The organism is Candidatus Microbacterium colombiense, assembly GCA_029203165.1.
Taxonomy (GTDB): domain Bacteria; phylum Actinomycetota; class Actinomycetes; order Actinomycetales; family Microbacteriaceae; genus Microbacterium; species Microbacterium colombiense.
Map to the genome: position 1 here is coordinate 3,365,703 of CP119308.1, position 25,544 is coordinate 3,391,246.

A 25,544-nucleotide genomic window follows, 5' to 3' on the forward strand; every position below is an offset into this window, starting at 1 on the left:
ATCACATGTTCAATAGAGTCCACTCGGCAGCGAGGAGATCCCCATGAGCTGGCGCATGCCCGCGGAGACCGCACGTCACGACCGCACCTGGATGGCGTTCCCCGCCGAGGGCGAGACCCTCGGCGCGAGCGACGCCGAGCGCGAGGAGGGCTACGCCACCTGGACGGCCGTCGCGCACGCGGTCGCGGAGTTCGAACCGGTGAGCATGCTCGTCGATCCGAGCGAACTGGCCCGCGCGCGGCGCATGCTGAGCGGGAGCATCGAGATCATCGAAGCCCCGGTCGACGAGTTCTGGATGCGCGACGCCGGACCGACGTTCGTGGTCGATGCCGAGCGCCCCGGCGTGCTCGGCGCGGTCGATTGGATCTTCAACGGCTGGGGTGCTCCCGACTGGGCGGAGTGGCGCAAGGCCGCCCAGCACGCCCGCATCATCGCCGATGTGGTCGGTGCCGAACTCGTGAGCTCGACGCTCGTGAACGAGGGTGGCGGCATCCACGTCGACGGCGAGGGGACCGTGCTGCTCACCGAGACCGTGCAGCTCGATCCGCGCCGTAACCCCTACGCCGATCGCCAGCGCGTCGAGGCCGAGATGGCACGCACGATCGGCGCGACCACCGCCGTCTGGCTCCCCCGCGGACTCACCCGCGACTACGACGACTTCGGCACGAACGGCCACGTCGACATCGTCGCCACGATCGTCTCGCCCGGGCGGCTGCTGCTCCACGACCAGCAGAACCCCGACCACCCCGACCACCTCGTGACCCGCGAACTGCGCGAGCACCTCTCCCGGCAGACGGATGCCGCGGGCCGCCGCTTCGAGATCATCGACCTGCCCGCCCCGGCCACGCTGCGCGACGACGAGGGACCGGTCGACTGGAGCTATGTCAACCATCTCGTCACGAACGACGGCGTGGTGGCGTGCGGGTTCGGTGACGAGCGGGCGGATGCCGCGGCGCGCGAGATCCTGTCGGACGCGTACCCCGGCCGGCGCGTGGTCACCGTCGATGCGCGCCCGCTGTTCGACCGCGGCGGCGGCATCCACTGCATCACGCAGCAGCAGCCGGCACTCGACGGAACGCGCTGATGTTCGACGTCGTCGAGGCGTCGATCGCCGAACTGCGGCGGGCACTCGATGCCGGCAGCGTCACCGCGGCCGACCTGGTCGACGCCTATCTCGCGCGCATCGACGCCTACGACGGGCCTGAGACCGCGACGGCGCTGAACGCGGTCGTGGTGCGCAACCCCGACGCGCGCGCCGAGGCCGCCGCCTCCGACGAGCGACGCGCGCGCGGCGAGACCCACGGCCCTCTCGACGGCATCCCGTACACGGCCAAGGACAGCTATCTGGTGCGGGGCCTCACCGCGGCGGCCGGCAGCCCCGCGTTCGCCGGGCTCGTCGCCCAGCGCGACGCCTTCACGATCGCCCGGCTGCGGGCGGGCGGTGCGATCTGCCTCGGCCTGACGAACATGCCCCCGATGGCGAACGGCGGGATGCAGCGCGGCGTCTACGGGCGCGCCGAGAGCCCGTACTCGGCGGACTGGCTGACCGCGCCGTTCGCCTCGGGGTCGTCGAACGGCTCCGGCACGGCGACCTCGGCGAGCTTCGGCGCCTTCGGTCTCGGAGAAGAGACCTGGTCGAGCGGCCGCGGCCCCGCGACCAACAACTCGCTGTGCGCCTACACCCCGTCGCGCGGCGTTATCTCGGTGCGCGGCAACTGGCCGCTCGTGCCGACGATGGACGTCGTGGTTCCGCACACCCGCAGCATGGCGGACCTGCTCGAGGTGCTCGACGTGATCGTGGCCGACGACGACGAGACCCGAGGCGACTTCTGGCGCGCCCAGTCGTGGGTGCCGCTGCCCGCCGCCTCGGCCGTGCGCCCGGCCTCGTACGCCGCACTCGCCGCCGACGCCTCGTTCGATGGCATCCGCATCGGCATCCCCCGCATGTACATCAACGCCGATCCGGATGCCGGCAGCGGTGCGGCTCCCGGCATCGGCGGGCCGACCGGACATCCCATCGAGACCCGCGCCTCGATCATCGCGCGCTGGAACGACGCCCGCCGCGATCTCGAAGCAGCCGGCGCGACCGTGGTCGAGGTGGATTTCCCGGTGGTGTCGAACTACGAGGGCGATCGCAGCGGCGCACCGACGATCGCGACCCGCGGAATCGTGACCCCCGCGTACCTGAGGCGCGAGATCGTCGACCTCTCGGCGTGGGGCTGGGAGGACTTCCTGCAGGCGAACGGCGACCCCGCGCTGCGCACGCTCGCCGACGTCGACGGGGCGACGATCTTCCCGCATCCGGACGGCGCCCTCCCCGACCGCTACACGGGGTTCGACGACGACATCGCGGAGTATCCGGACTGGGTGCGTCGAAATCCGGGCACCGGAATCAACGACATGCCCGAACTCGCCGACGGGCTGCGCGGACTCGAGGAGACGCGGCGGCGCGACCTGGAGGCATGGATGGACGAGCTCGGGCTCGACGCCGTCGTGTTCCCCGCGGTCGCCGACGTGGGACCGGCCGACATGGACGTGAACCCGGCGTCCGCCGATCGAGGCTGGCGCAACGGGGTGTGGATCGCGAACGGCAACCTCGCCGTGCGGCATCTCGGCGTCCCGACGGTGACGGTGCCGATGGGCGTGATGCACGACATCGGCATGCCGATCGGACTCACGTTCGCCGGGCGCGCGTACGACGACTCCGCTCTGCTGCGGCTCGCGGCAGCGTTCGAGGCGAGCGGCGCTCCCGGTGCACGGCGCGTGCCCCCGCCGCGCACGCCCCGCCTCTGACAGCTCGGAGTCGCGGGGATACACTCGGCGCATGGACAACGGGTCGATCATGTACGGGCTCTTCGTGATCCCGTTCTGGCTCGGTATTGCGTTCGGGTCCATCGTTCTCGTGTTCCTGGCGGTCGCCGCGGTCAATATCCTGATCCGCGTGACGATCGATGGCTTCCTGGCAGCCCGGCGCGACCGCATCGCACAGGCGAGCGTAGAGACCGGAGCGGAGTCAACAGCCGCACCGACATCCTCGCGGTAAACATTTCACTACTGTGACGCTCGCCACGATGGTGATATATTCACCCCATGAGCACTGAGAACGAGCGCGCACTCGAAGAGGGCATCGTCACCGACCTGTCCGGACGCATGACCTACGGGTCGTACCTGTCGCTCGACCAGTTGCTCACCGCGCAGAATCCGGTCAGCGTGCCCGAGCACCACGACGAACTGCTGTTCATCATCCAGCACCAGACCACCGAGCTCTGGCTCAAGCAGCTGCTGCACGAACTGTCGTCCGCGCGCGAGCTGCTCGCCAGCGACGACCTGCGTGAGGCGCTCAAGCGGATCGCGCGGGTCAAGCGCATCCAGGACGTGATGACGCAGCAGTGGTCGGTGCTCGCGACCCTTACTCCCACCGAGTACGCGCAGTTCCGCGGCGCGCTGGGCAACTCCTCCGGATTCCAGTCGGTGCAGTACCGGGCGGTGGAGTTCGCCCTCGGCAACAAGAACGAACGCATGCTGAGCGTGTTCCGCGATCACCCCGCGAACCTCGCCCTGCTCACCGCCGAGTGGGAGAAGCCCACGGTGTACGACGAGTTCCTGCGCTTCGCCGCCCGTCGTGGGCTGCCCATCCCGGTCGAGATCCTCGAACGCGACGTGCGCGAGCCCTACCGCGAGACGGCGGCGCTCGTGCCCGCGATCCGCGAGATCTATCAGGATCCGAATCGGTACTGGGACCTCTACGAAGCGTGCGAAGACCTGGTGGACCTCGAGGACAACTTCCAGTTCTGGCGCTTCCGGCACCTGAAGACGGTGACGCGCACGATCGGCATGAAGGTCGGGACGGGCGGATCGAGCGGCGCCGGCTTCCTGCAGCGCGCCCTGGAGCTGACGTTCTTCCCCGAGCTGTACACGGTGCGCACGGAGCTCGGCGGCTGATGAACGCCGTGACGTTCTTCGACGGCGAGGAATGGCGCGACGGTGTGATCGACTGCGTCGACGGGCGCCCGGCGCTGCGCGACGAGCGCCCCTCGCCCGAGCTGCCCCGACTCGACGGCGTGATCACGGGCGGCTTCACCGACCACCACGTGCACCTGCAGCTCGTCGATCACGCACTCCTGGCCGGTTCTCCGCTCGGCCGCGTGCTCGATCTGGGCGCGAATCCGGCCGTGGTCGCGCAGCTGGCCGTTCACAACTCCTCAAAAGCCACCGGCCCGGAGGCCCCCGGCTCGACGGCTGGCCCCGTTTCCGGCCCCGGAGCTGACGGTTTTGAGGAGTTGTGCACACCTCCCGCGCCGCACCCCGTCCAGATCGACTTCGCCGGCGCGTTCCTCACCGCACCGGGCGGCTACCCCTCCGACCGTGAGTGGGCGCCGGAGGGCTCGGTCCGCGAGATCGCAGATGCCGATGCCGCCGCCAGAGCCGTCGCCGAGATGGCGGATGCCGGGGCCTCCTGCATCAAGGTCGCGAGCAACGGCAGCGCGGGCCCGGTGTTCGACGACGACCTGTTCCGCACGATCGTCGATCTCGCCGCCGCGCACGCACTCGACGTCGTCGCCCATGCGGAGGGCCGCGGGGAGGCGCAACGCGTCGTCCGCCTCGGCGCCGCGCGCCTGGCGCACGCGCCGTTCACGGAGCGACTCGACGATGAGGAGATCGCGGATCAGGCGGCCTCCGCCTCGTGGATCTCCACGCTCGCGATCCATGGCGGAGCCGACCTGACCGTCGCCCTCCACAACATCCGCCGCTTCCACGCGGCCGGTGGCACCGTGCTCTACGGCACCGATATGGGCAACGGGCCCACACCCGTCGGCCTGAACGGCACCGAGCTCCGGGCTCTCCGCGACGCCGGGCTCGACGACGCCGCACTCCTGCGCGCACTCGCGCCGGTCGATCCGCGCGGCCCCGGCACCCGCCTCCTGTTCCTCAGCGGCACCACCCCGGAAACCGCCGACCCCCTGCACGCCCGCCCACTGACCCCCGCCGATCTGAAGGTGTGACATGACCGACCCCATCGACAGCATCCTCCTCGACCGCGCCCGCGCGCTCGATGCCGCCGACCCGCTGCAGTCCCACCGCGCCGCCTTCGCGGATGCGCCCGGAGTGAGCGCGTATCTCGACGGCAACTCGCTCGGTCGTCCGCTGCGACATGTTCCTGAGCAGCTCGCCGACTTCGTGCGCGGCGACTGGGGCACGCGTCTGATCCGCTCGTGGGACGAGCAGTGGATGGCGCTGCCGATGGAGCTCGGCGACCGGATCGGCCGCGTCGCCCTCGGCGCAGCGGCCGGGCAGACCGTGGTCGCCGACTCCACGAGCGTGCTCATCTACAAGCTGATGCGCGCGGCCGCCGCGGCCGACCCCGCCCGCACCGAGCTGGTGATCGAGGCGGGCAACTTCCCCACCGACCGTTTCCTGGCGGAGGGCGTCGCCGCCGAGACCGGCATGACGCTGCGGTGGATCGACCCCGACCCGGTGCACGGCGTCAGCGTCGACGACATCGCAGCGGTCGTGTCGGAGCGCACGGCGCTCGTCTCGCTGAGCCACGTCGACTACCGCTCGGGCGCCCTGGCCGACATGCCCGCGATCACCGATGCCGTGCACGCCGCCGGCGCCCTGATGATGTGGGATCTGTGCCATTCCGCGGGTGTCGTGCCGATGCAGCTCGATGCGTGGGGCGTCGACCTGGCCGTCGGCTGCACCTACAAGTACCTGAACGGCGGCCCGGGCTCTCCGGCCTTCGCGTACCTGCGCACGGGCCTGCAGGGCGTGCTGCGCCAGCCGATCCAGGGGTGGTGGAGCGCGGCCGACATCTTCGCGATGGGCTCCGAGTACGTGCCGGCCGGCGACATCCGCCAACTGCTGAGCGGCACGCCGCCGATCACCTCGATGCTCGCGATGCAGGGGATGCTCGACCTGATCGAGCTCTCCACGATCGAGCAGGTGCGCGACAAGTCGATCTCGCTGACCGACTTCGCCGTGCAGGCCTATGACGATCTGCTCGCACCGCTCGGTGTCCGACTGCTGAGTCCCCGCGATGCCGCGCTGCGCGGCGGACACGTCACGATCGGCCACCCCGATTTCCGCGCCGTGACGCAGCGCCTCTGGGCCGACGGGATCATCCCCGACTTCCGCTTCCCCGACGGCATCCGACTCGGGCTGTCCCCCCTCAGCACCTCGCATGCCGAGACCGTGATCGGAGTGCTGGCGATCCGCGACGCCCTGCGCGCAGGATGACGGTGCCGCCGATCGACCCCGTGCGGGACGACATCGATGCGCGTCCCGGAAGCACGGTCTCGCTGCTGCGCACCGTGGTGGGGCTGTTCCTGCGGCCGCTCGGCGGCTGGATCTCCGCGGCCGATCTGGTGACCCTCGCCGGCGACCTCGGCATCCCCGCTCCGCAGGCGCGCACGGTCATCACCCGCCTGAAGCAGAGGGGACTGCTGCTCGCCGAGCGCGAGGGCACGATCGGCTACCGTCTGAATCCGGCGGCGGTGCCGATGCTCGAGCGCGGTGATCGGCGCATCTTCGCCGTGCGGGAGATGCACGACGACGACCCCTGGTGCCTGGTGTCGTTCTCGATTCCGGAGAGCGCCCGCAGCGTGCGGCATCAGCTGCGTCGCCGTCTGCAGTGGATCGGCGCGGGTACCGTCTCACCCGCCCTGTGGATCTGCCCCGGGCACCTGCAGGACGAGGTCGAGCAGATCCTGCACGATCTCGACGCCCGGCAGTGGGCGACGCTGTTCCCGGCATCCGCCCCGCGCACTGCCGTTCCGCTCGCCGAGGCGGCGGCGACGTGGTGGGATCTGGATGCGCTGCGCGCCGAGCACGAGGAGTTCCAGCGCTCGCTCGCGACGCTGCCCGACGAACCGTTCGCCGCCTATGTACGGCTGCTCGATGCCTGGCGCGTGCTGCCCTACGTCGACCCCGGTCTGCCGTCGTCGATGCTGCCGGCCGACTGGCCAGGGCGCCGCAGCATCGAGGAGTTCACGCGCCTGTCTGCGGCGCTCGCAGAGCCGGCCCTCGCGCACGTGCGCGAGGTCACCGGAACCTGAGCGCGCGCCGCTGCCGCCTCGCACGAGCGTGAGTGGTCGCACATGGTCGCCATGGCACTCTCGTAGCGACCATGTGCGACGCCTCACCTGAGAGAGGGGTCGCGAATGGTCGCCTCAGCCCCCTGGTATCGACCATCTGCGCCCCCTCGAACGAGCGACCTCTCGAACGAGCGACCTCTCGAACGAGCGACCTCTCGAACGAGGACAGCGCCGACGGGCAACGCTCTGCCCCACGTCACCCGGCACACGGCGCGGGCGGTGCGGTCGTCGCGCGCACCACGAGCCGGGTGGGCAGTGTCACGTGCATCTGCTCGACCGGGCGACCGGCGAGCAGGTCGAAGACCATGGTCGCGGCGACGCTTCCCAGCCGCCGCATCGGCTGTTGGATCGTGGTGAGTGGAAGAGCGCGGCGCGTGGCCTCGGGCACATCGTCGAACCCGATCACCGAGAGGTCCTCCGGCACACGCAACCCGAGCTCGTGCGCGACGTCGATCACCGCGATCGCGGAGAGGTCGTTCGCCGCGAACACCGCGGTCGGGCGTGAGGGACCGGCGAGCAGGAGGCGCGCGGAGTCCCTGGTCGTCTCGAGCTCGTATCGACCGGCGCGGATCAGATCGGGATCGACCGCGATGCCGGCATCCGCGAGTGCCCGTCGATAGCCGGCATCTCGCAGCCCCGCCGATCGCAGGTCGGGGCGCCCACCGAGGAAGCTGACACGGCGATGACCGAGGTCGAGGAGGTGCCGGGTGGCGGTGAGCGCCCCGCCGAAGCTGTCGGATTCGACCGTGGGGAGATCGGCGCGTCCGGTGTGCGGATCGATCGCGACCACGGGGATCTCCGTCGACGCGCCGACCACGGTCGGGGTGACCATGATCGCCGCATCGATCAGCGTGCCGGACAACCGACTCAACGAGCGTCGCTCCCACCCCTCTCCCGCCCCGCGATGTGAGCCGCTGTACGCCAGCAGATCGAATGCGGTGTCGTGCACCGCGGAGCCCACGCCCTTCAGGATCTCGGCGCTGAACGGCTCGAAATCGGCGAGCAGCACGCCGATCACACCGGTTCGCCGCGCCCGCATGCTGCTCGCCACCAGGCTCGACTCGTAGCCGAGCTCCTGCACCACATCGAGTACGCGCCGCACCGTCGCATCGGCGATCCCGTACCGTCCGTTGACGGCCTTCGAGACCGTCGACACCGACACGCCCGCGGCTTTGGCGACGTCGTGGATGGTGGTGCGACCGGTCATGATGCCTCAGCGTAACCGCGGATCACCCGCGTGCGGAAACTGTTTTCGAAAACGTTTGACGACTCCGTGGATCGCCAGGAGACTGCATCCCGACGCGGTCTCACCCTTGCTGCCGCGGCGCCTGCACCGACGCGGCGCAACTCTCGATGAGGAGAACGATCACATGAACAGCAGAAGGCGCCCCCTTGCCTCCGCGGCCGCGATCGCGGCCATCGGAGCACTCGCCCTGAGCGGATGCACGGCCAGCACCCCGGAGGAGGGCGGCGATGCCGCGATGACCCTCTGGCACAACTCGACCACCGGCCCCGGAGTGGAGTTCTGGGAGCAGACCGTCGCCGACTTCGAGAAGGCGAACCCCGGCGTGACGATCGAGATCCAGTCCATCCAGAACGAGGATCTCGACGGCAAGCTGCAGACCGCGCTGAACTCGGGCGACGCCCCCGACATCTTCCTGCAGCGGGGCGGCGGCAAGATGGCCGCGATGGTCAAGGCCGGTCAGCTCAAGGACCTGACGGATTCGATCACGGGCGGCGCCGCTGACGAGATCTCGGATGCCGCCTACTCCGCCAGCAGCCTCGACGACAAGATCTACGCGATGCCCGTCGCCGTGCTCCCCGGCGGGCTGTTCTACAGCCAGGACCTGTTCGACGAGGCCGGCATCACCGACAACCCCACCACGCTCGACGAGCTCGAGACGGCGACCGAGAAGCTCAAGGACGCGGGCATCGAGCCGGTCGCGCTCGGGGCGAAGGATGCCTGGCCCGCGGCGCACTGGTACTACTGGCTCGCGCTGCGCGAGTGCAGCGCCGAGACGCTCGCGAAGGCGGCGGACGAGATGAACTTCGACGACGACTGCTGGATCCGCGCTGGCGAGGATCTGCAGTCCTTCGCGGCCACGGAGCCGTTCAACGCCGGATTCCTCACGACCACCGCCCAGCAGGGCGCCGGCAGCTCGGCCGGTCTCATCGCGAACCACCAGGCCGGCATGGAGCTCATGGGCGCCTGGAACCCGGGTGTGATCGGATCGCTGACTCCCGACCAGAAGCCGCTCGCCGATCTGGCGTGGTTCCCGTTCCCCGAGGTCGACGGCGGCGAGGGCCAGCCCGGATCGATGATGGGCGGTGTCGACGGCTACTCCTGCTCGGCGGATGCTCCACCTGCGTGCGTGGACTTCCTGAACTTCCTCGGCACCTCCGACGTGCAGACCGCGTACTACAAGGCGTTCAACGCTCCCCCGGTCAACACCGTCGCCCAGGAGGCTGTGACCGAGCCCTACCTGCAGTCGATCCTCGAGGCGTACAACGCGGCACCGTACGCCTCCCAGTGGCTCGACACCGTGTACGGACAGAACGTCGGAAACGCGCTGAACGTCGCGGTCGTCAGCATGCTCGCCGGTCAGGGAACCCCGGAGGACATCGTCAAGGCCGTTCAGGATGCCGCAGCGAAGGCATGAGGCGGCCGCCCGGCTGGAAGTGATCCTTCTGGCCGGGCCCGCCCTGCTCGTCTTCCTCGCCTTCGTCATCTTCCCGGTGCTGATGGCCGCGTACTACGGCTTCTTCAGCTGGCAGGGATACGGTCCGCCCACCGACTTCGTGGGCCTGAAGAACTACCTGACGATCCTCCAGGATCCGCTCTTCCACGACGCACTGCTGCACAACGGATTCATCCTGGTGTTCTCGCTCGTGCTGCAGGGCCCAGCGGCGATCCTCCTCGCCCTGCTGCTCAACCGCCGCATGCGCGGTCAGTCGCTGATCCGCGTGCTGATCTTCATCCCCTACGTGATCTCCGAGGTCGTCGTCGGCACGGGCTGGAGCCTGATGCTGCAGACCAGCGGCGCATTCAACGACCTGCTGAAGAACATGGGGCTGGGGTTCCTCGCGAACGACTGGCTGTCGAACCCCGACATCGCCATCTGGACGCTCATGGTGATCATCACCTGGAAGTACGTCGGGTTCGCCGTCATCCTCTTCCTCGCCGGGCTCCAGGGCATCCCGGAAGAGCTGCACGAGGCGGCCGCGATCGACGGCGCGTCGTACTGGCAGATCCAGTGGCGCATCACCCTGCCGCTGCTCGCCCCGACGCTGCGCATCTGGGCGTTCCTGTCGATCATCGGATCGCTGCAGCTGTTCGACCTCGTCTACATCATCTGGGGGCAGTACATCGCCTCCACCGCCGGCACGTCGACCATGGCGACCTACATGGTCTCGGAGGGCCGTAACGCCGGCAACTTCGGATACGGCAACGCCGTCGCCGTCGTGCTCTTCCTGATCTCGCTGGTCGTCGCACTGATCTATCAGCGCGCCGTCCTCAAGCGCGACACGGAGGGCGCTCTGACCGGAGCATCCGCACGGAAGAAGAGGACCACACGATGACCGCCACGTCTCTGCTCGTCACCCAGCGACCGGGACGCCGCGATCGTCCTGGCAGGCCCGCGAAAGCCCCTCTGCCGTGGGCGAACCCCACGGTGTACTTCGTGGCGCTGATCGTGGTCGGGCTGATGCTCGCGCCGATCGCGTACATCATCATCGGCGGGTTCCGCACGAACGCACAGATCACGACGGACCCGTCGGGCCTGCCGCAGCCCTGGGTGTTCTCGAACTACTTCGACGTGATCACGGGCGGCGTGTTCTGGCGGCAGGTGCTCAACTCCACGATCGTCGCTCTCGCCACCACGATCGGTGTGGTCGCGCTGGGCCTCATGGCCGCCTACGTGCTCGCCCGCTACCGGTTCGCCGGTCGCGGTGTGCTCTACGCGTTCTTCGCCGCCGGGCTCATGTTCCCCCTGACCGTCGCGATCACACCGCTGTACATCGTGGTGCGCAGCCTCGGGCTCATGAACTCGCTCGGCGGGGTGATCCTGCCGCAGATCGCCTTCGCGCTGCCGACCACGATCATCATCCTCGTGCCGTTCCTGCGGGCGATCCCCGATGAGATCCAGGAGGCCGCATTCATCGACGGATGCAGCCGGATCGGCTTCTTCTGGCGGATGGTGCTGCCCCTGTCGATCCCCGGAGTGATCACGACCGGCATCCTCGCCTTCATCGGGAGCTGGAACGGCTACCTGCTGCCGCTGTTCGTCCTGAACGACGCCGCCGCCTTCACCCTGCCGCTGGGGGTGCAGTCCTTCGCCTCGCAGTACTCGGTCGACACCGCGAAGGTGCTCGCCTTCACCTCGCTGTCGATGATCCCCGCGCTGATCTTCTTCAGCCTGTTCGAACGCCGCATCGTCGGCGGCCTGACCGGCGCGGTCAAGGGCTGAGCATGTCGGTCGAAACCCCACAGAAAGAGATGGATGTGTTCTCCCCCACACCCCGGCCCCGATTCTCCGCACGTGTGGAGGATCTCGTCGAGCAGATGACACTCGAGGAGAAGCAGGCGCAGCTCGTCGGATTCTGGGTGGACCAGGGTGATGAGCTCGTTGCGCCGATGGCCGGGGAGAAGAAGACCTCCACCCGGTACGAGGAGGCGACCGCGCACGGCCTCGGCCACCTGACGCGTGTCTACGGCACGCGTCCGGTCGATCCGATCGAGCGCGCGCAGTGGCTGTGGAAGGAGCAGGCGCGCCTGCAGAAGGAGACTCGGCTCGGTATCCCCGCCTTGGTGCATGAGGAGTGCCTCACCGGGCTCGCCGCCTGGCAGGCCGCCACGTTCCCCACTCCGCTCGCCTGGGGGGCCTCGTTCGATCCGGACCTGGTCGAGGAGGTGGGCAGGGCGATCGGGTCGTCGATGCGCGATCTCGGCATCCATCAGGGTCTGGCACCGGTGCTCGATGTCATCCGTGATCCGCGGTGGGGGCGCGTCGACGAGTGCATCGCGGAGGACCCGCTCGTGGTCGGGACGATCGGCACCGCGTACGTGCGCGGCATGCAGTCGGAGGGCGTGCACGCGACCCTCAAGCATTTCGTGGGCTATTCCGCCTCGCGCGCCGGGCGGAATCACGCCCCGGTGTCGGCCGGACGGCGCGAGATCGAGGATGTGCTGCTCCCTCCGTTCGAGATGGCGGTGCGCGAGGGCGGGGTGCGCAGCGTCATGAACTCGTACACCGACATCGACGGAGTACCGGTCGCGGCCGACCCGTACTACCTCGACGAGGTGCTGCGCGGCCGCTGGGGCTTCGACGGAGTCGTGGTCTCGGACTACTTCGCCGTCGACTTCCTGCGCACCATGCATCACGTCGCGGCGGACCAGGCGCAGGCCGCAGCACTCGCGATCACCGCAGGGATCGACGTCGAACTGCCCTCCCCCGACGCCTACACGACACTCGCCGCGCAGGTGCGCGACGGGGCGCTCGACCAGGGCATCCTGGACCGCGCTGTCGGCCGCGTGCTCGCGCAGAAGGAGGAGCTGGGTCTGCTGGATGCCGACTTCACGGGTGCTGACTTCACGAATGCCGCGCCCGACACGGTCGACCTGGACTCCCCCGCGCATCGTGCGCTCGCGCGCCGTCTGGCCGAGGAGTCGATCGTGCTGGTGAGCAATGACGGACTGCTTCCGCTCGACCCGTCGGGATCGCCGCGCATCGCGGTGATCGGGCCGAACGCCGACAGCGCCGAGGCGCTGATGGGCTGCTATTCCTTCGTGAACCACGTGCTCGCGCACCACCCGGACACACCGGCCGGCATCGACCTGCCGACCGTGCTCGACGGGCTCCGTGCCGCGCTTCCGACCGCGACGTTCACGCGCACGCCCGGCTGCGACGTCGAGGGCGAGGACCGCAGTGGCTTCCCCGCCGCGGTCGCCGACGCCGCAGCCGCCGATGTCGCGATCGTCGTGGTCGGCGACCGGGCAGGGCTGTTCGGCCGCGGCACCGTGGGCGAGGGCAACGACGTCGACTCGCTGGAGCTGCCCGGCGTGCAACGCGCGCTGGTCGAGGCCGTCGTCGCGACGGGGACGCCGGTCGTCGTGGTCGCGCTCACGGGTCGCCCCTACGTGCTCGACTGGGCGCTGCCGCACCGCGAGACCGCGACCGGTATGACGGCGGGGCTCGGAGCCGTGAACTCGTCTGCCGCGGCCGCCGGTTCCGGCATTGATGCCGCGCGGCCGGAGCATCCGCGTCCGGCAGCCGTGCTGCAGTCGTTCTTCCCCGGGGAGGAGGGAGGACCGGCCGTCGCCGCCGTGCTGAGCGGCCGCGTGTCGCCATCCGGTCGGCTGCCGGTGTCGCTCCCCCGATCGGCGGGCGCGCAACCGTACTCGTACCTGCATCCGGCACTCGGTGGGCGTACGGATGTGACGAGCGTCGACCCGACGCCCGTGCGGCCGTTCGGCTTCGGCCTCGGCTACACGACGTTCGCACGCACGCAGCTGACCGCCGATGCGACGGTGGCTGCGGGCGACGTGTTCCGCGCCTCGGTGCTGGTGCGCAATACGGGCTCGCGCGAGGGAACCGATGTCGTGCAGCTGTACGCGCACGACGAGGTGGCGAGTGCGGCTCGTCCCGTGGCGCAGTTGATCGGGTTCCGGCGCGTGCACCTGACGCCCGGAGCGGAGCAGCGCGTGGAGTTCGAGATCCCCTCGGATCGCCTCGCGTTCACCGGACTCGACGGCATCCGTCGGGTGGAGCCGGGAAGCATCCGCCTCTGGGTCGGCGAGGCGTGCGACCACGAGGAGACCGTGACGACGATCGACATCCTGCCTGAGGTGTGACGGCCTTGGACGGGGCATGACGCCCTTGGACAGGGCGCACCTGGTCGCCACAGTGCACATGCAACGACCATCGGCGACGACTCGGGGGGCGGAGTGGTCGCAGATGGTCGCCACAACCTGCGCGAAGCGACAACTCGCGACCTCCCCACACAGGGGGAGGGCGCAGATTGTCACCACAGGGCATCCATGGCGACAATCTGCGACCGGTGCAGCGGCAACCCCGGGATGCTGCGCTCAGGCGTCGAGGCCCGCGAGGAAGGCGCGCACGTGCTCACCCAGGCGCACGATGCGCTGGTCACGGGCGGCTTCGCGGTCGAACCCCTCGTAGGCGAGAGGAGGCAGCCGCCGCACGTTCGCGGAGCATTCGAAGTTCGCGCACACGAGTGTTCCGACGGTGTCGCCCTTGCGTCCGGCCGAACCGATCTTGCGTGCGGTGAACAGCTGCACGTCGTTGCGCAGCGTGATGTCGTCGCACCATGAGCACTGCGCCCGGGCGATGACGCGCTGTTCGGCCTGCTGCAGCAGCACGCCGACGAACTCGTCATCGATCTCGGCGATCACGTAGGCGCGGCGCGGGGACTTGGGGTCCGACCAGCCGAGGTAGTCGAGCCGGGAGAAGTCGATGTCGCGGAAACCCGCGGGGAGGTTCAGATCGGAGACCTCTTTGCGGGAGGCGTTGCGGAAGGATGCGCGGATGGCGCGCTCGTCGATGGGACGCATGATGTGTTCGCTTTCGAGCAGTGCTCGCCGTGACGGCGAGAGAGGAGGAGAAGAAGGAGGACGGCATCCGATCGGACGCCGGGTACGACGCGGCTCCGGTGACGGGTGTTCCGCCTCCGGCTGGTCGTCAGCCTCTGCCGCCGGCGCGGGATGCGCCTGCGGCTCCCTTCTTCGCCACGAGGGCGCTCATCGAGAACAGCACCCGGCGAGCCTACACCCGGCTCGTCTCAGCCAGCCCTGAGGCCTCAGACACCTGAAGACTCAGCCGCGGGCGAGCCGCCGCCAGGCCAGCTCAGCCAGCACGGTGGCCTGCAGCGCGAGCACCCCGTCGTCGAAGATCGCGTCGTCGGAGTGCAGCGGCTTCGGGCCGGCCGCGGATGCCGCGCCGAGGAACACCATCGCCCCCGGCACCTCCTGCAGCACGTAGGAGAAGTCCTCGGATGCCATGTAGGGCGCCGCCAGCCGCGTCACCCGCTCGACTCCGGCGACGTCGTCGAGCACGGCGATGACCTCGCGCGTCTCTGCCGGATCGTTGTAGGTGACCGGGTACGACGAGACGAACTCGGAGTCGAGAGTGCACCCGTTCGCCTCGGCGATGCCGCGCAGCAGGGCGGGCAGCTCCTCGCGCACGACGTCGAGCGTCGCCGTCGACAGCGTGCGCACGTTGGCCTCGAGCGTCACGTTCGCCGCCAGGATGTTGCCCGCCTCGGAGTCACTCGAGAGCTTCGTGATCGAGATCACGGCCTGGTCCGTCGCCGGCAATCGGCGAGCGACGAAGGTCTGCACCGCCAGGATCAGTTGCGCCGCGACGGGCACCGGGTCGACCGCCAGGTGCGGGAACGCGGCATGTCCACCACTGCCGCGCACGACCAGGCGCAGCCCGCTCGCGCTGGCCATCATGGCGCCCTCGCGCACCACGAGCTGCCCGGCGGCGACGGCACTGTCGACGTGGATCGCATACGCGGCCACGGCGCGGGAACCGGCGGCATCCAGCACGCCCTCCTCGATCATGATGCGCGCGCCTGCCTGGCCCTCCTCGCCGGGCTGGAACATGAAGACCACGGCGCCGGGGAGCTCGTCACGGCGCGCGGCGAGCAGTCTCGCGGCGCCGAGCACCCCCGCCATGTGCAGGTCATGCCCGCACGCGTGCATCGCGCCGTTGGTCGAGGCGAAGTCGAGTCCGGATGCTTCGGCGATCGGCAGACCGTCCATGTCGCCGCGCAGCAGCACGGCGGGTCCCGGCGCTCCTCCGCGCAGCACCGCGGTGACGGAGCGCAGGTTCTCGCCGAGCGTGATCTCAAGCCCCAGTGCCTCCAGCTCGCGCAGGATGATGCGCTGCGTCTCGGGCAGCTCGAGCCCGGTCTCGACCACGCCGTGCAGTTCACGGCGCACCGCGATCAGATCATCGAGCAGGGCATCGGCAGCAGCGGCGAATCGGGTCATGGAGCCAGTCTGCCCGGTCATTGCACCCGCTCTCCGCGGATCCACGTCTCGGCGACACGTACCGACGCAATCTCGTCGTCGGGCACCGTGAACACGTCGCGGTCGAGCACGGCGAAGCTGCCGTCGAAGCCCGGGCGCAGCACGCCGACGCCCTCGAGCGGCGACAGCAGACGCGCGCGGCCGGTGTAGAGCAGCAGCGCCTGGGGCACCGTGATCGCGGCGTCGGCACCGAACTCGATGCCGTTGTAGGTGCGGCGGCGCACGGCCGCCTCGACCGAGAGCATCACATCGTCGGCCCCGCTCCACGCGGTCGCCGGGCGATCGGACGAGAGGGCCAGCGGCTCGAGCCCCGCATACAGCCGCGCGATCGGATAGGCATCCGGAACCTGCTCCGCCCGCAGCGCCTTCTCGTAGCCGTCGTACTCGGCGAAGAAGAACACCGTGTGCGTCGCGATGCCGAAGACCATCCGCGCCGAACGCAGGCGGGTCAGATAGTCGTCGCTGATGATCGTGGCGTGCTCGATGCGCACGGACGGGATGCCGTCGAGCCACGGCTCTTCGTCGGCGAACAGCTCGACCACGCGGTCGAGCGCCCGGTCTCCCATGGCGTGGATCGCGAGCTGCACCTGATTGCGGCGCGCCCAGTCGGCGGCGGCGAGCACGTCGGCATCGTCGACGAGACGCAGACCGTGGTCGCACGACTCGGGGTAGGCCTCGTGCACCCAGGCGGTGCGGTTGGAGTACGCCCCATCGAGCACGACCTTCACCCCGGCGACACGGATCTGCCCCCGGCGGTCGTCGTCCGACAGATCGGCCAGCGGCGCGGACGGGTCCCAGCCCGGGTACAGCGCGACACGGGTGCGCAGGCCCCGCTCGACCGCCGCCCGGAAGGTGCCGACCGGGTCGTCGATGCGGGTCGACAGCAGATCGCAGACGGCCACGATGCCCCGCGAGGCGAGCTCGTCGCCGAGAGTCACGACGGCGTCGATCTGCTCGTCGCGCGAGGGCGCGGGGATGAACGCGGCGACGACCGCGACGGCGGCGATCTCGGTGAGCACGCCGTTCGGGCTGCCGTCGGGGTGCCGTTCGAAGCGCGCCCCCTCCGGGTCAGCCGTCGCGGCGGTGATGCCGGCGAGCTCGAGCGCACGGGTGTTGCACACGGCCGAGTGGGCGTCGCAGCGCCACACCATCACGGGGCGGTCGCGGCTCACGCGGTCGAGATCGGCGGCGGTCGGCATCTGCCGTCCGGGGAACTTGGTGTCATCGAACCCCCGCCCGAGAATCCACCCGTCCGCCCCGGCGACGCCGTCGGCATGGGCACCGAGCACGGCGACCAGCTCGTCGACCGAGGTCACGGCCGGAGGGAAGCACTCCGCCGCCACGGCCGTTCCGGCGATCAGCGCGGGATGGGTGTGACTGTCGATCAGTCCGGGCAGCACGGTGCGCCCACCGAGGTCGGTCGCCTGCTCGTCGGCCACCTCGGCGGCGTCGCCGATCCAGTCGATCCGCCCGTCGACGATCCGGAAGGCCGAGGCGAACCCGGCCTCGGACTCGCCCGTGAAGACCTGGGCGTTCGTGAACAGCGAGCTCCCGGCCGGCGTCCCCGGCATCAGTGCGTCGATCATCGATGCATCCCCCATCAGAGCTGTCGCCAGGTGAAGCGGCCACCGAGCAGCGTCGCGGCGACCGGCATCCCGCGCAGCGCGTCGCGGTCCGCCGCATAGGGGTCGCCGTCGCTGATCACGAGGTCAGCCGGCTGACCGACCGCGAGGGTGCTGCGAACGGATGCCGCAAGTGCGACGTCGAGCGGCAGCCGCTGCTCGGGGTGCCAGGCGTCGCGGTCGCCGCGGCTGCGGGCGGTCGCGGCGCTGAGTGAGATCCAGGGATCGAGCGGGGCGACCGGGGCATCCGAGCCGAGCCGCAGTGGTGCCCCGGCCCGGTGCAGCGAACCGAACGCGAAGGCGCGGGCCGTGCGGCCGGCCCAGTGGTGGTCGGCCACGTCGCGGTCATCCATCGCGTGCTCGGGTTGCACGCTGGCGATCAGGCCGAGCGCGGCGAAGCGGGCGAAGTCCTCTTCGCGCACGAGCTGCGCGTGCTCGATCACCCCGCGCATGTCGAGGGCCTCGAACGTGTCGAGCACCTCGGTGTTGGCGCGGTCGCCGATCGCGTGCACGGCGGCTTCGATGCCGCCGGCGCGGGCGAGACCGAGCAGACGCCGCAGCTCGGGGATCGGCACGCTCTCGAGCCCGCAGGCGTGCGGGTGCGCAGGGTCCATGCCCGGATACGGGTCCCAGCACCAGGCCGTGCGCGTGTTCAGCGAACCGTCCACGACGACCTTGAGCCGGCCGAACTCGACCAGCCCGCGCTCGTCGACGATGTCGCCCGTGCGCAGCCCCTGGGCGATCGCCGCCTCCAGCCGATCGGGCCACACGGCGATGTCGACGCGGAGTGCGTCGAGGCCCTGGGCGGTGCGCTCGGACCACTCGGTGACGTTGTCGGTGTTCTCGTACTCGACGACGCCGACCACGCCGCGCGCCGACGCCGCATCCGCCGCCTCGCGATAGGCCGACAGCGGCAGATCGCCGACCGCGTCGAAGGAGTGCAGCAGGGCGATCCACGGCACCTCGCGCAGCAGTCCGGTCTCGTCGAGCTCGATGCCGAAGCGCGCCTCGGCCGCCCGGTTCATCCATCCGCAGTGCAGGTCGCCGCTCACGAGCACCACGGGGATGTCGGAGACGACGGCGTCGAGCGCGGCGAGTGAGGCGGGCACGGGCCACAGTCCGTCGCGGAACCCGTAGCCCATGAGGATGCCGTCGGTCAGCGGGGCACCCTCATCGCGGGCACGGCGCACGACGTCGAGCACATCGGCCGCGCTGCGCGTCTCGGTCAGGTCGATCCGACGACGGCGGATGACGTGCTGCGTGAAGTGCAGGTGCGCGTCCCACAGTCCGGGCCCGATCCAGCGCCCGGCACCGTCGACGGTCTCGCCCACCGCGGTCACGGTTCCCGCCGGCGCGATCGCGGAGATCAGCCCGTCAGCGATCTGCACATCGACGGGTTCGCCGCCGTCATAGGGTCGCACGTTCTGCAGGGTGAGGGGGGCGGTGTTGAAGGGGGCGGTGCTCATGGATGCTCCGATCACGCGACGGGGACGGGGACGGTCGTGAAACCGAAGAGGTCCTTGGGGTCTTCGGGCGCGGCGACCAGGTCGATCTCGCGGGCGAGATCGGTGCCGGCGACGCTGGCACGCAGATGCCGCAGCGCCGAGAAGTCCTCGATCGCGAAGCCCACGGAGTCGAAGACCGTGATCTGCGCCGGAGAGGTACGCCCGGGGGCGATGCCGTTCAGCACCTTCCAGAACTCGGTCACGGGGAAGTCGGGCGCGACGTTCTGGATCTCGCCCTCGACGCGGGTCTGCGGGGTGTACTCGACGAACACCGGTCCGCGCTCCAGGATGCGGGGGTCGAGCTCGGTCTTGCCGGGGCAGTCGCCGCCGATCGTGTTGATGTGCATGCCCGGAGCGACATCCGCATCGGTGAGCACCTGGGCCACCGCCTTGTCGGCGGTGCACGTGGTGACGATGTCGGCACCGTTCGCCGCCTCCGCGGCGGAGGCGCATACGGTCACATCGAACCCGCGCGGAGCGAGGTTGCGCACGAGCTTCGCCGAGGCATCGGCATCCACATCGAACACCCGCAGCGTGCGGATGCCGAGCACGGCCCGGAACGCGAGCGCCTGGAACTCGGCCTGACTGCCGGCACCGATCATGGTCATGACGCTCGAGTCGGGGCGCGCGAGGCGGCGCGCGACCATGGCGGAGGTCGCGGCGGTGCGCAGCGCCGTGAGCACCGTCATCTCGGCCAGGAACACCGGGTAGCCGTTGTGCACATCGGCGAGCACGCCGAACGCCGTCACGGTCTGATACCCCCGCGCCGGGTTGAACGGATGCCCGTTCACGTACTTGAACGCGTACAGGTCGGGGTCACTGATGGGCATCAGCTCGATGACGCCGAACGGGGTGTGGTTCGCGACGCGCTCGCTCTTGTCGAACGACTCCCACCGGCGGAAGTCCTCCTCGATCGTGTCGGCCATCTCGGCCATGATCTTCTCGGCTCCGTGCTGCGAGATCCACGTCACCATATCGGCGACTCCGACGAACGCGGTCATGCGTGCTGCTCCTTCTCATGCACCCGCGCCATGCGGGCTGCCAGTTTCGGGTTCTGGTACGGCCCCGGTTCCTGCAGTGCCTCGATCACACGATCGACGACCTCGGCCGGCTTGTCCTGACTCATCTTCTCCTTCGCCTCGAACCGGTCGACCCGCAGGCGGAAGCCCACGGTGCCGTGCACGATGCGTTCGGCGTAGGCGGTGTTCTCGAGCGTCGAGCGCATCAGGAACGGTTCGGGCAACGGGCTCTCGAAGTGCGCGACCAGACGGTCGAGCACGCGCAGGTTCTCGTCGTCCGAGAGGATCTCCGGGGTGCCGTGCAGGTGCGCGACCGCGAAGTTCCAGGTGGGCACGGCGGGCGAGGTGTCGTACCAGCTCGGTGAGACGTAGCCCTGCGGGCCGTAGACGATCACCATCACCTCGTGCGACCCGAGCTCGTGCAGGCGCTCGTCCGGACGACCCACGTGGCTGACCAGCACGACGCCCTCGGCATCCTCTTCCAGCAGCAGGGGGTAGTGCGAGGCGACCAGCCCCGTGCCGGGCACGAAGCTGACGATCGTGCCCCACGGGTTCTCGCGCACGAGCGCGCGGATGCCCTCGACGTCGTCGAACACGTAGTCCGGGGTGTGCCTCATGGCTGTCTCCTCTGCCGCGAGCGCGGCGCGTTCTGTCGGGTGTCGAGTGCGCGGGGGGTCGCGGCTGCGGTGCGCTCAGTCCCAGGTGATCTCCGCCGTGGCGAGCACGACGTCGGAGTCATCCAGGGCGGTGATGAGCGTGCGGTCCTCGTCCGTGCGACCGGCGAGGCGTACCGTGCGGTCGACCAGCATGGGGGCGATCGCGCGCACATCGAGCCGCGTGGCCCGGCGGTGCGGCGCATGCCTGCGCGCGGCATCCATCAGCAGGATGCGGGTGAGCGGACCGTGCACGAGCAGATCGGGCAGGCCTTCGACCTCGCGTGCCCAGATCCGGTCGTAGTGGATCAGATGCGTGTTGAAGGTGAGCGCTGAGAATCGGAACAGCTGACGCGCGTCGAGGGCGACCTCGTCGATCCAGTCGGCGCCGGCGGCGACATCCGGGTCGGTGCGCGGGGCACGGGCGGGCGCGTGGGGGTCGGCCTGCTCCAGGAACACGTCGTGCCACACGCTGCGGATCGCGGGTTCGCCGGCGACCGCGTACTCACGTTCCACGTCGACGAACACGAGACGCCCGCGCGAGCCGTTCTTCTCGACGACCTCGCCCAGGCGCGTGGTCTGCACGAGTTCGTCGCCGACGTGCACCGGGCGCAGGAACTCGGTCGTCTCCCCCGCGTACATGCGCCGCGGCAGATCGATCTCGGGGATCACCCCGTCGCGCGCGGGAGTGCCGTCCGGGCGGAGATCCGCGAGCGGCGCGGCGAACGGGAAGAACACGCCCTCCCAGGCCGCGGGCAGCTCTGAGCCCTCACCACGACGCTCCTCGGCGGCGGCGAACGTGCCCCGGTACGCCTCCACGGTCGCCCCGCGCACGGTCTCGGTGCGCACGACTCCGCCCGCCGCACTCGCGGGAGTCGCCTCGGTCACGGCAGCACTCCGGCGGCGCGCAGGGCGGCGACGCGATCGGCGTCGTATCCCGCCAGGTCCGCGAGCACCTGATCGGCGTGCTCGGCGAGACGGTTGGCGGTGCGGCCGGGGGTCGCGGGAGTCGCGGAGAGCTTGATGGGCTGACCGAACATGCGCAGCACTCCGAGGTCGCCGTAGTCGGCCGACACGATCATGTCGCGCTCGGCGGTGCCGGGGTCGTCGACCACCTCGGCGATCGTCTTCACGGCGGTGAGGGGCACGACGTCTCCGGCGAGCGCTTCGAGCTCCGCTTTCGTACGATCCGCCAGCCAGGCCGCGACGATCGGCTTGACCTTGCGTGCGTAGACCTCTTCGTCGAACCGCTTGCGCATGGTGTCGATCTCGGGGTCGGCCTTGTGCTCGGGCGTACCGAACAGGTCGCAGCTCGCGTTCCAGAGCTTGTCGGTGTACGCGCCGAAGAACACCTGGCCGTCGGCGCAGTCGAACAGCTCGTACGGCCGCACCCAGGCGTGCTCGTTGCCCGCCGGCGTCGCGACTTTGCCGGTCACCGTGTAGTCGACGACGGCGGTCTCGGTCAGCGCCAGGATGCTGTCGACCTGCGCGACGTCGACCAGCTGGCCCTCGCCGGTGGCCTCGGCATGACGGAGAGCGGCGAGCGTGCCGATCACCGCGAACAGTGTCGCCGAGACGTCGCCGATCGTGACGCCCACGCGCACCGGCGGCTGCTCGGGGTAGCCGTTCATCGACCACAGTCCGCCCGCGGCCTGCGCCGTGTTGTCGAAGGCCGGGCGACGCGTGCGCGAGCCGGTGTGCCCGTAACCGGAGATCGCCGTGTAGACGAGCTTCGGGTTGATCTCGTGCAGCACGTCCCACCCGACGCCCAGCTTGTTCATCGTGCCGGGGCGGAAGTTCTCCACCAGTACATCGGCTGAACGAACCAGGTCCTTCAGCACCGCGACCCCGTCGGGGTGGGCGAGGTCGAGTCCGAGTCCGAGCTTGCCGCGGTTGTACTGGGCGTAATAGGCGCTGAACTCCTCGTCGCCGTCGGTCAGGTACGGCGGGAAGCCGCGCGACACGTCGGGGTCACGGGGGTTCTCGATCTTGATCACGGTCGCCCCCAGGTCGGCGAGCATCTGCGCCGCATAGGGACCGGCGAGCACGCGGGAGAGGTCGAGCACGGTGACGCCGGTCAGCGACCCGGGCGCGGGGAGCGAGAGGTCGGTCATGCGGTCGGAACCTCCTGGGCGGTGTCTGTCCTGCTGTCTGCTCTGCTGTCAGCCCGATCCGCTGCCGCGAGTCCGGCGGCGGCCAGAGCCCGCGCCACATTCGACGGCGCGCGGATGCCGCGCACACGGGAGAGCCATTCGGTCGTCGCGGCCAGGGCCGTGAGATCGAGTCCGGTCTCGATGCCGAGTCCGTGCAGCATCCACACCAGGTCCTCTGTCGCGAGATTACCGGTCGCGCCCTTGGCGTAGGGGCAGCGACCCAGCCCGCCGACCGAGGCGTCGAACTCGGCGACGCCGAGAAGCAGCGCGGCGTGCACGTTCGCGAGCGACTGCCCGTAGGTGTCGTGCAGGTGCAGGGCGATGCCGGGAAGCGGGATGCCGGCCGCCAGCGTCTCGCTCACGACCCGGGCGGTCAGCCCCGGGGTGGCGACGCCGATCGTGTCGCCGAGGGCGATCGTGCGGGCGCCGGCGGTGTGCAGCTCCGCGGCCGCCGAGACGACGGTCGCCGTGTCGACCTCGCCCTCCCACGGGTCACCGAACGCCATCGACACATAGCCGCGCACCGGGATGCCCTCAGCGGTGGCGGCGGCGATGACCTCGACCGCGCGGTCGATCGCGCCGGTCCTGGTGGTGTTGAGATTGGCCTTCGCGAACGACTCCGTAGCACTCACGACCACGGCCACCTCGCGCACGCCGGCGTCGATCGCCCGCTGCAGCCCGCGCAGGTTCGGCACGAGCGCGACGGCACGGGCACCCTGCGGCACCTCCACGCCGGCCACGACCTCTGCGGCGTCGGCGAGCTGCGGGATCCAGGTCGGAGGCACGAAGCTGGTGATCTCGAGGTCACGCGAACCCGCGGCGTACAGGCGTCGGCACAGCTCGGCCTTGACGGCGCTGGGGATGATGTCGGTCTCGGCCTGCAGTCCGTCGCGCGGGCCGACCTCGTAGATCGTGACCCGCGAGGGAAGCCCGGCCTGCGGCTGCACCCGCGGGGTCGGAGCGAGGATCGACGGGGACGTCATGCCGATGTCTTCTCTGACCGCAGCTCGGCCAACACCTCTCGGGCGTACTCGACGCGGATCCGACGCTCGGCCACGATGCGTGCCGCGACGTCGCCGATCTCGTCGACGTCGGCACCCGCACTGGCGGCGATCGTGCGGGCGTGCAGGGTCATGTGACCGCGCTGGATGCCCTCGGCGGCGAGTGCACGGCAGGCGGCGAGGTTCTGTGCCAGTCCGACCGCTGCCACCACGCTCGCGAGCTGGCGCGCCGTCTCGACGCCGAGCAGACGCACCGAGGCCTGCGCGGCAGGATGCGCCCTGGTCGCCCCACCGACGAGGCCGACCGCGAGCGGCACCTCGAGCGTGCCGACGAGGTTGCCGTCGGCATCCTGTTCGAACTGCGACAGCGCCGTGTAGCCGCCGCTGCGCGCGGCGTGCGAGTGGCAGCCCGACTCGACGGCCCTGGTGTCGTTGCCGGTGGCGAGCACGACGGCGGTGATGCCGTTCATGATGCCCTTGTTGTGGGTCGCGGCGCGGTACGGATCGGCCTCGGCGAAGGCGCTCGCGGCGACGATGTCGGCGACGACCTGCGCACCGCCGAGCAGTTCGGCATCGAACACCGCGCGGGCGCGGGTCAGGCGCAGCTCGGCCTTGTTGGTGAGGATGCGCAGCAGCGTGCGGGTGCCGGCGTGCTCCGCGATGCGCGGGGCGATCGCCTCGGCCATCGTGTTCACCGCGTTCGCGCCCATCGCATCGCGCACATCCACGTGCAGGTGCACGATGACCTGCGCACCCACCCGGGTCGGGAGCACGCGCACCGAGATGTCGAAGGCCCCGCCGCCGAGCGAGACGAGCACGGGGTCCTGCTCGTTGGCCAGCGCGAGCAGCTCATCGCGCGCCTCGAGCAGGGCGAAGCGGGTGGCGTGCGGGTCGACCGCGTCGAGCACCTGGATCTGGGCGATCATCACATCGCCGGTGTACGAGGTCGTGAAGCCGCCGTGCCCGCGCGCCATCCGGGCCGCGTTCGAGGCGGCGGCCACGACGCTCGGCTCCTCGGTGGCCATCGGGATCAACCGGTCGACACCGTCGATCGTGAAGTTGGTGGCGACGCCGACGGGGATGCCGATCAGCCCGACGACGTTCTCGATCATGTGGTCGGCCTGCGCCAGAGACAGCCCGCTCTGCGGCTGCAGGGCGTCGAGCGCCGCCGTGTCGAGGCCCGCCGCACCGGCGACGAGGGTCAGGCGCTCGTCCGGGGTGTGGTCGCGCAGACCTGAGATTCGGCTGTTGATCGTCATCGGCGACCTTCCTGACGGGCGGATGCCGGATCCTCGGCGCCGCGGTTCTACGACGACACTAGAAGCGGCATCCGTCGCCGACGATGGACGGATCACTCAGCGAACGGGACGCGGTGTATGCGATTGACACATCTGCCGAGCGTCCCCCATGCTCGACACTGAAGACTTCCCCTCTCCCACGCGTCC

22 protein-coding genes are annotated in these 25,544 nt (G+C 70.2%); 11 read left to right on the plus strand and 11 right to left on the minus strand.

Going from position 1 to position 25,544, the window contains the following annotated elements:
* The first annotated feature begins 43 nt into the window (after positions 1–43).
* From P0Y60_16425 to P0Y60_16455, 7 genes are read left to right on the plus strand one after another with little or no spacing between them, the layout of a single operon-like run.
* Positions 44–1,084: an agmatine deiminase family protein gene (locus P0Y60_16425; protein ID WEK60865.1), complete on the plus strand. Its 1,041-nt coding sequence runs from the start codon at positions 44–46 to the stop codon at positions 1,082–1,084.
* Positions 1,084–2,793, plus strand: coding sequence for an amidase (locus P0Y60_16430; GenBank protein WEK60866.1), 1,710 nt, complete (start codon positions 1,084–1,086; stop codon positions 2,791–2,793). The genes P0Y60_16425 and P0Y60_16430 overlap by 1 nt, the downstream gene beginning before the upstream one ends.
* Positions 2,794–2,824: 31 nt before the next feature.
* The gene (locus P0Y60_16435; protein WEK60867.1) at positions 2,825–3,043 is read left to right on the plus strand and encodes a hypothetical protein; all 219 of its coding nucleotides are present in this window, start codon (positions 2,825–2,827) and stop codon (positions 3,041–3,043) included.
* Positions 3,044–3,090: 47 nt separating this feature from the next.
* Positions 3,091–3,942, plus strand: a complete 852-nt coding sequence (locus P0Y60_16440; protein WEK60868.1) for a tryptophan 2,3-dioxygenase family protein — start codon at positions 3,091–3,093, stop codon at positions 3,940–3,942.
* Positions 3,942–5,003 (plus strand): hydrolase, encoded by a 1,062-nt coding sequence (locus tag P0Y60_16445; GenBank protein ID WEK60869.1) that lies wholly within the window; start codon positions 3,942–3,944, stop codon positions 5,001–5,003. Before P0Y60_16440 ends, P0Y60_16445 begins: the two co-directional genes overlap by 1 nt.
* A 1-nt stretch (position 5,004) precedes the next feature.
* The gene (locus P0Y60_16450; protein ID WEK60870.1) at positions 5,005–6,237 is read left to right on the plus strand and encodes an aminotransferase class V-fold PLP-dependent enzyme; all 1,233 of its coding nucleotides are present in this window, start codon (positions 5,005–5,007) and stop codon (positions 6,235–6,237) included.
* An 11-nt stretch (positions 6,238–6,248) separates the two neighbouring features.
* Positions 6,249–7,055: a PaaX family transcriptional regulator C-terminal domain-containing protein gene (locus P0Y60_16455; GenBank protein ID WEK62936.1), complete on the plus strand. Its 807-nt coding sequence runs from the start codon at positions 6,249–6,251 to the stop codon at positions 7,053–7,055.
* 235 nt (positions 7,056–7,290) lie between these two features.
* On the opposite strand, the gene P0Y60_16460 is transcribed toward P0Y60_16455, so the two are convergent.
* Positions 7,291–8,301 carry a LacI family DNA-binding transcriptional regulator gene (locus P0Y60_16460; GenBank protein WEK60871.1) on the minus strand — a complete coding sequence of 337 codons (1,011 nt, stop codon included), beginning with the start codon at positions 8,299–8,301 and terminating at the stop codon, positions 7,291–7,293.
* A 163-nt stretch (positions 8,302–8,464) separates the two neighbouring features.
* Between P0Y60_16460 and P0Y60_16465 the strand changes: the two genes are divergently transcribed.
* From P0Y60_16465 to P0Y60_16480, 4 genes are all read left to right on the plus strand, one after another.
* A complete protein-coding gene (locus P0Y60_16465) occupies positions 8,465–9,754 on the plus strand; it encodes an extracellular solute-binding protein (GenBank protein ID WEK60872.1) in 1,290 nt (429 codons plus the stop codon).
* Entirely contained in the window at positions 9,735–10,673 is a 939-nt protein-coding gene (locus P0Y60_16470; protein ID WEK60873.1) for a sugar ABC transporter permease, read from the plus strand. Before P0Y60_16465 ends, P0Y60_16470 begins: the two co-directional genes overlap by 20 nt.
* Positions 10,670–11,560 carry a carbohydrate ABC transporter permease gene (locus P0Y60_16475; GenBank protein ID WEK60874.1) on the plus strand — a complete coding sequence of 297 codons (891 nt, stop codon included), beginning with the start codon at positions 10,670–10,672 and terminating at the stop codon, positions 11,558–11,560. The genes P0Y60_16470 and P0Y60_16475 overlap by 4 nt, the downstream gene beginning before the upstream one ends.
* A gap of 95 nt (positions 11,561–11,655) precedes the next feature.
* Complete coding sequence (locus tag P0Y60_16480; protein ID WEK60875.1) at positions 11,656–13,944, plus strand: glycoside hydrolase family 3 N-terminal domain-containing protein; 2,289 nt, start codon at positions 11,656–11,658, stop codon at positions 13,942–13,944.
* Positions 13,945–14,178: 234 nt separating this feature from the next.
* Here P0Y60_16480 and P0Y60_16485 read toward each other — a convergent pair whose 3' ends face one another.
* The 10 genes from P0Y60_16485 to P0Y60_16530 all read right to left on the minus strand — a co-directional run bounded on the left by P0Y60_16485 (position 14,179) and on the right by P0Y60_16530 (position 25,454).
* Positions 14,179–14,664, minus strand: a complete 486-nt coding sequence (locus P0Y60_16485; protein WEK60876.1) for an FBP domain-containing protein — start codon at positions 14,662–14,664, stop codon at positions 14,179–14,181.
* A gap of 261 nt (positions 14,665–14,925) precedes the next feature.
* Entirely contained in the window at positions 14,926–16,107 is a 1,182-nt protein-coding gene (locus tag P0Y60_16490; GenBank protein ID WEK60877.1) for a M20 family metallopeptidase, read from the minus strand.
* A gap of 17 nt (positions 16,108–16,124) precedes the next feature.
* Positions 16,125–17,732 carry an amidohydrolase family protein gene (locus P0Y60_16495; GenBank protein WEK60878.1) on the minus strand — a complete coding sequence of 536 codons (1,608 nt, stop codon included), beginning with the start codon at positions 17,730–17,732 and terminating at the stop codon, positions 16,125–16,127.
* A 14-nt stretch (positions 17,733–17,746) separates the two neighbouring features.
* Positions 17,747–19,234: an amidohydrolase family protein gene (locus tag P0Y60_16500; protein ID WEK60879.1), complete on the minus strand. Its 1,488-nt coding sequence runs from the start codon at positions 19,232–19,234 to the stop codon at positions 17,747–17,749.
* 11 nt (positions 19,235–19,245) lie between these two features.
* The gene (locus P0Y60_16505; protein WEK60880.1) at positions 19,246–20,274 is read right to left on the minus strand and encodes an ornithine cyclodeaminase; all 1,029 of its coding nucleotides are present in this window, start codon (positions 20,272–20,274) and stop codon (positions 19,246–19,248) included.
* Positions 20,271–20,909 carry an FMN-binding negative transcriptional regulator gene (locus tag P0Y60_16510; protein WEK60881.1) on the minus strand — a complete coding sequence of 213 codons (639 nt, stop codon included), beginning with the start codon at positions 20,907–20,909 and terminating at the stop codon, positions 20,271–20,273. The genes P0Y60_16505 and P0Y60_16510 overlap by 4 nt, the downstream gene beginning before the upstream one ends.
* Before the next feature lie 75 nt (positions 20,910–20,984).
* On the minus strand, positions 20,985–21,833 hold the full coding sequence (locus tag P0Y60_16515) for a MaoC family dehydratase N-terminal domain-containing protein (GenBank protein ID WEK60882.1): 849 nt from the start codon (positions 21,831–21,833) through the stop codon (positions 20,985–20,987).
* Positions 21,830–23,059 (minus strand): CoA transferase, encoded by a 1,230-nt coding sequence (locus tag P0Y60_16520; GenBank protein WEK60883.1) that lies wholly within the window; start codon positions 23,057–23,059, stop codon positions 21,830–21,832. The genes P0Y60_16515 and P0Y60_16520 overlap by 4 nt, the downstream gene beginning before the upstream one ends.
* Positions 23,056–24,081: a hydroxymethylglutaryl-CoA lyase gene (locus tag P0Y60_16525; protein WEK60884.1), complete on the minus strand. Its 1,026-nt coding sequence runs from the start codon at positions 24,079–24,081 to the stop codon at positions 23,056–23,058. Before P0Y60_16525 ends, P0Y60_16520 begins: the two co-directional genes overlap by 4 nt.
* Positions 24,078–25,454: a hydroxymethylglutaryl-CoA reductase, degradative gene (locus P0Y60_16530; protein WEK60885.1), complete on the minus strand. Its 1,377-nt coding sequence runs from the start codon at positions 25,452–25,454 to the stop codon at positions 24,078–24,080. Before P0Y60_16530 ends, P0Y60_16525 begins: the two co-directional genes overlap by 4 nt.
* Positions 25,455–25,544: the final 90 nt, after the last annotated feature.

Bases quoted from the DNA above. Each gene is read 5' to 3' on its own strand.
- P0Y60_16510 (WEK60881.1), bottom strand. From the start codon at position 20,909: ATGAGGCACACCCCGGACTACGTGTTCGACGACGTCGAGGGCATCCGC.
- P0Y60_16450 (WEK60870.1), top strand. From the start codon at position 5,005: ATGACCGACCCCATCGACAGCATCCTCCTCGACCGCGCCCGCGCGCTC.
- P0Y60_16440 (WEK60868.1), top strand. From the start codon at position 3,091: ATGAGCACTGAGAACGAGCGCGCACTCGAAGAGGGCATCGTCACCGAC.
- P0Y60_16500 (WEK60879.1), bottom strand. From the start codon at position 19,234: ATGAGCACCGCCCCCTTCAACACCGCCCCCCTCACCCTGCAGAACGTG.
- P0Y60_16495 (WEK60878.1), bottom strand. From the start codon at position 17,732: ATGATCGACGCACTGATGCCGGGGACGCCGGCCGGGAGCTCGCTGTTC.
- P0Y60_16490 (WEK60877.1), bottom strand. From the start codon at position 16,107: ATGACCCGATTCGCCGCTGCTGCCGATGCCCTGCTCGATGATCTGATC.
- P0Y60_16480 (WEK60875.1), top strand. From the start codon at position 11,656: ATGACACTCGAGGAGAAGCAGGCGCAGCTCGTCGGATTCTGGGTGGAC.
- P0Y60_16430 (WEK60866.1), top strand. From the start codon at position 1,084: ATGTTCGACGTCGTCGAGGCGTCGATCGCCGAACTGCGGCGGGCACTC.
- P0Y60_16445 (WEK60869.1), top strand. From the start codon at position 3,942: ATGAACGCCGTGACGTTCTTCGACGGCGAGGAATGGCGCGACGGTGTG.
- P0Y60_16470 (WEK60873.1), top strand. From the start codon at position 9,735: ATGCCGCAGCGAAGGCATGAGGCGGCCGCCCGGCTGGAAGTGATCCTT.
- P0Y60_16425 (WEK60865.1), top strand. From the start codon at position 44: ATGAGCTGGCGCATGCCCGCGGAGACCGCACGTCACGACCGCACCTGG.
- P0Y60_16485 (WEK60876.1), bottom strand. From the start codon at position 14,664: ATGCGTCCCATCGACGAGCGCGCCATCCGCGCATCCTTCCGCAACGCC.
- P0Y60_16465 (WEK60872.1), top strand. From the start codon at position 8,465: ATGAACAGCAGAAGGCGCCCCCTTGCCTCCGCGGCCGCGATCGCGGCC.
- P0Y60_16475 (WEK60874.1), top strand. From the start codon at position 10,670: ATGACCGCCACGTCTCTGCTCGTCACCCAGCGACCGGGACGCCGCGAT.
- P0Y60_16460 (WEK60871.1), bottom strand. From the start codon at position 8,301: ATGACCGGTCGCACCACCATCCACGACGTCGCCAAAGCCGCGGGCGTG.
- P0Y60_16505 (WEK60880.1), bottom strand. From the start codon at position 20,274: ATGACCGCGTTCGTCGGAGTCGCCGATATGGTGACGTGGATCTCGCAG.
- P0Y60_16520 (WEK60883.1), bottom strand. From the start codon at position 23,059: ATGACCGACCTCTCGCTCCCCGCGCCCGGGTCGCTGACCGGCGTCACC.
- P0Y60_16525 (WEK60884.1), bottom strand. From the start codon at position 24,081: ATGACGTCCCCGTCGATCCTCGCTCCGACCCCGCGGGTGCAGCCGCAG.
- P0Y60_16435 (WEK60867.1), top strand. From the start codon at position 2,825: ATGGACAACGGGTCGATCATGTACGGGCTCTTCGTGATCCCGTTCTGG.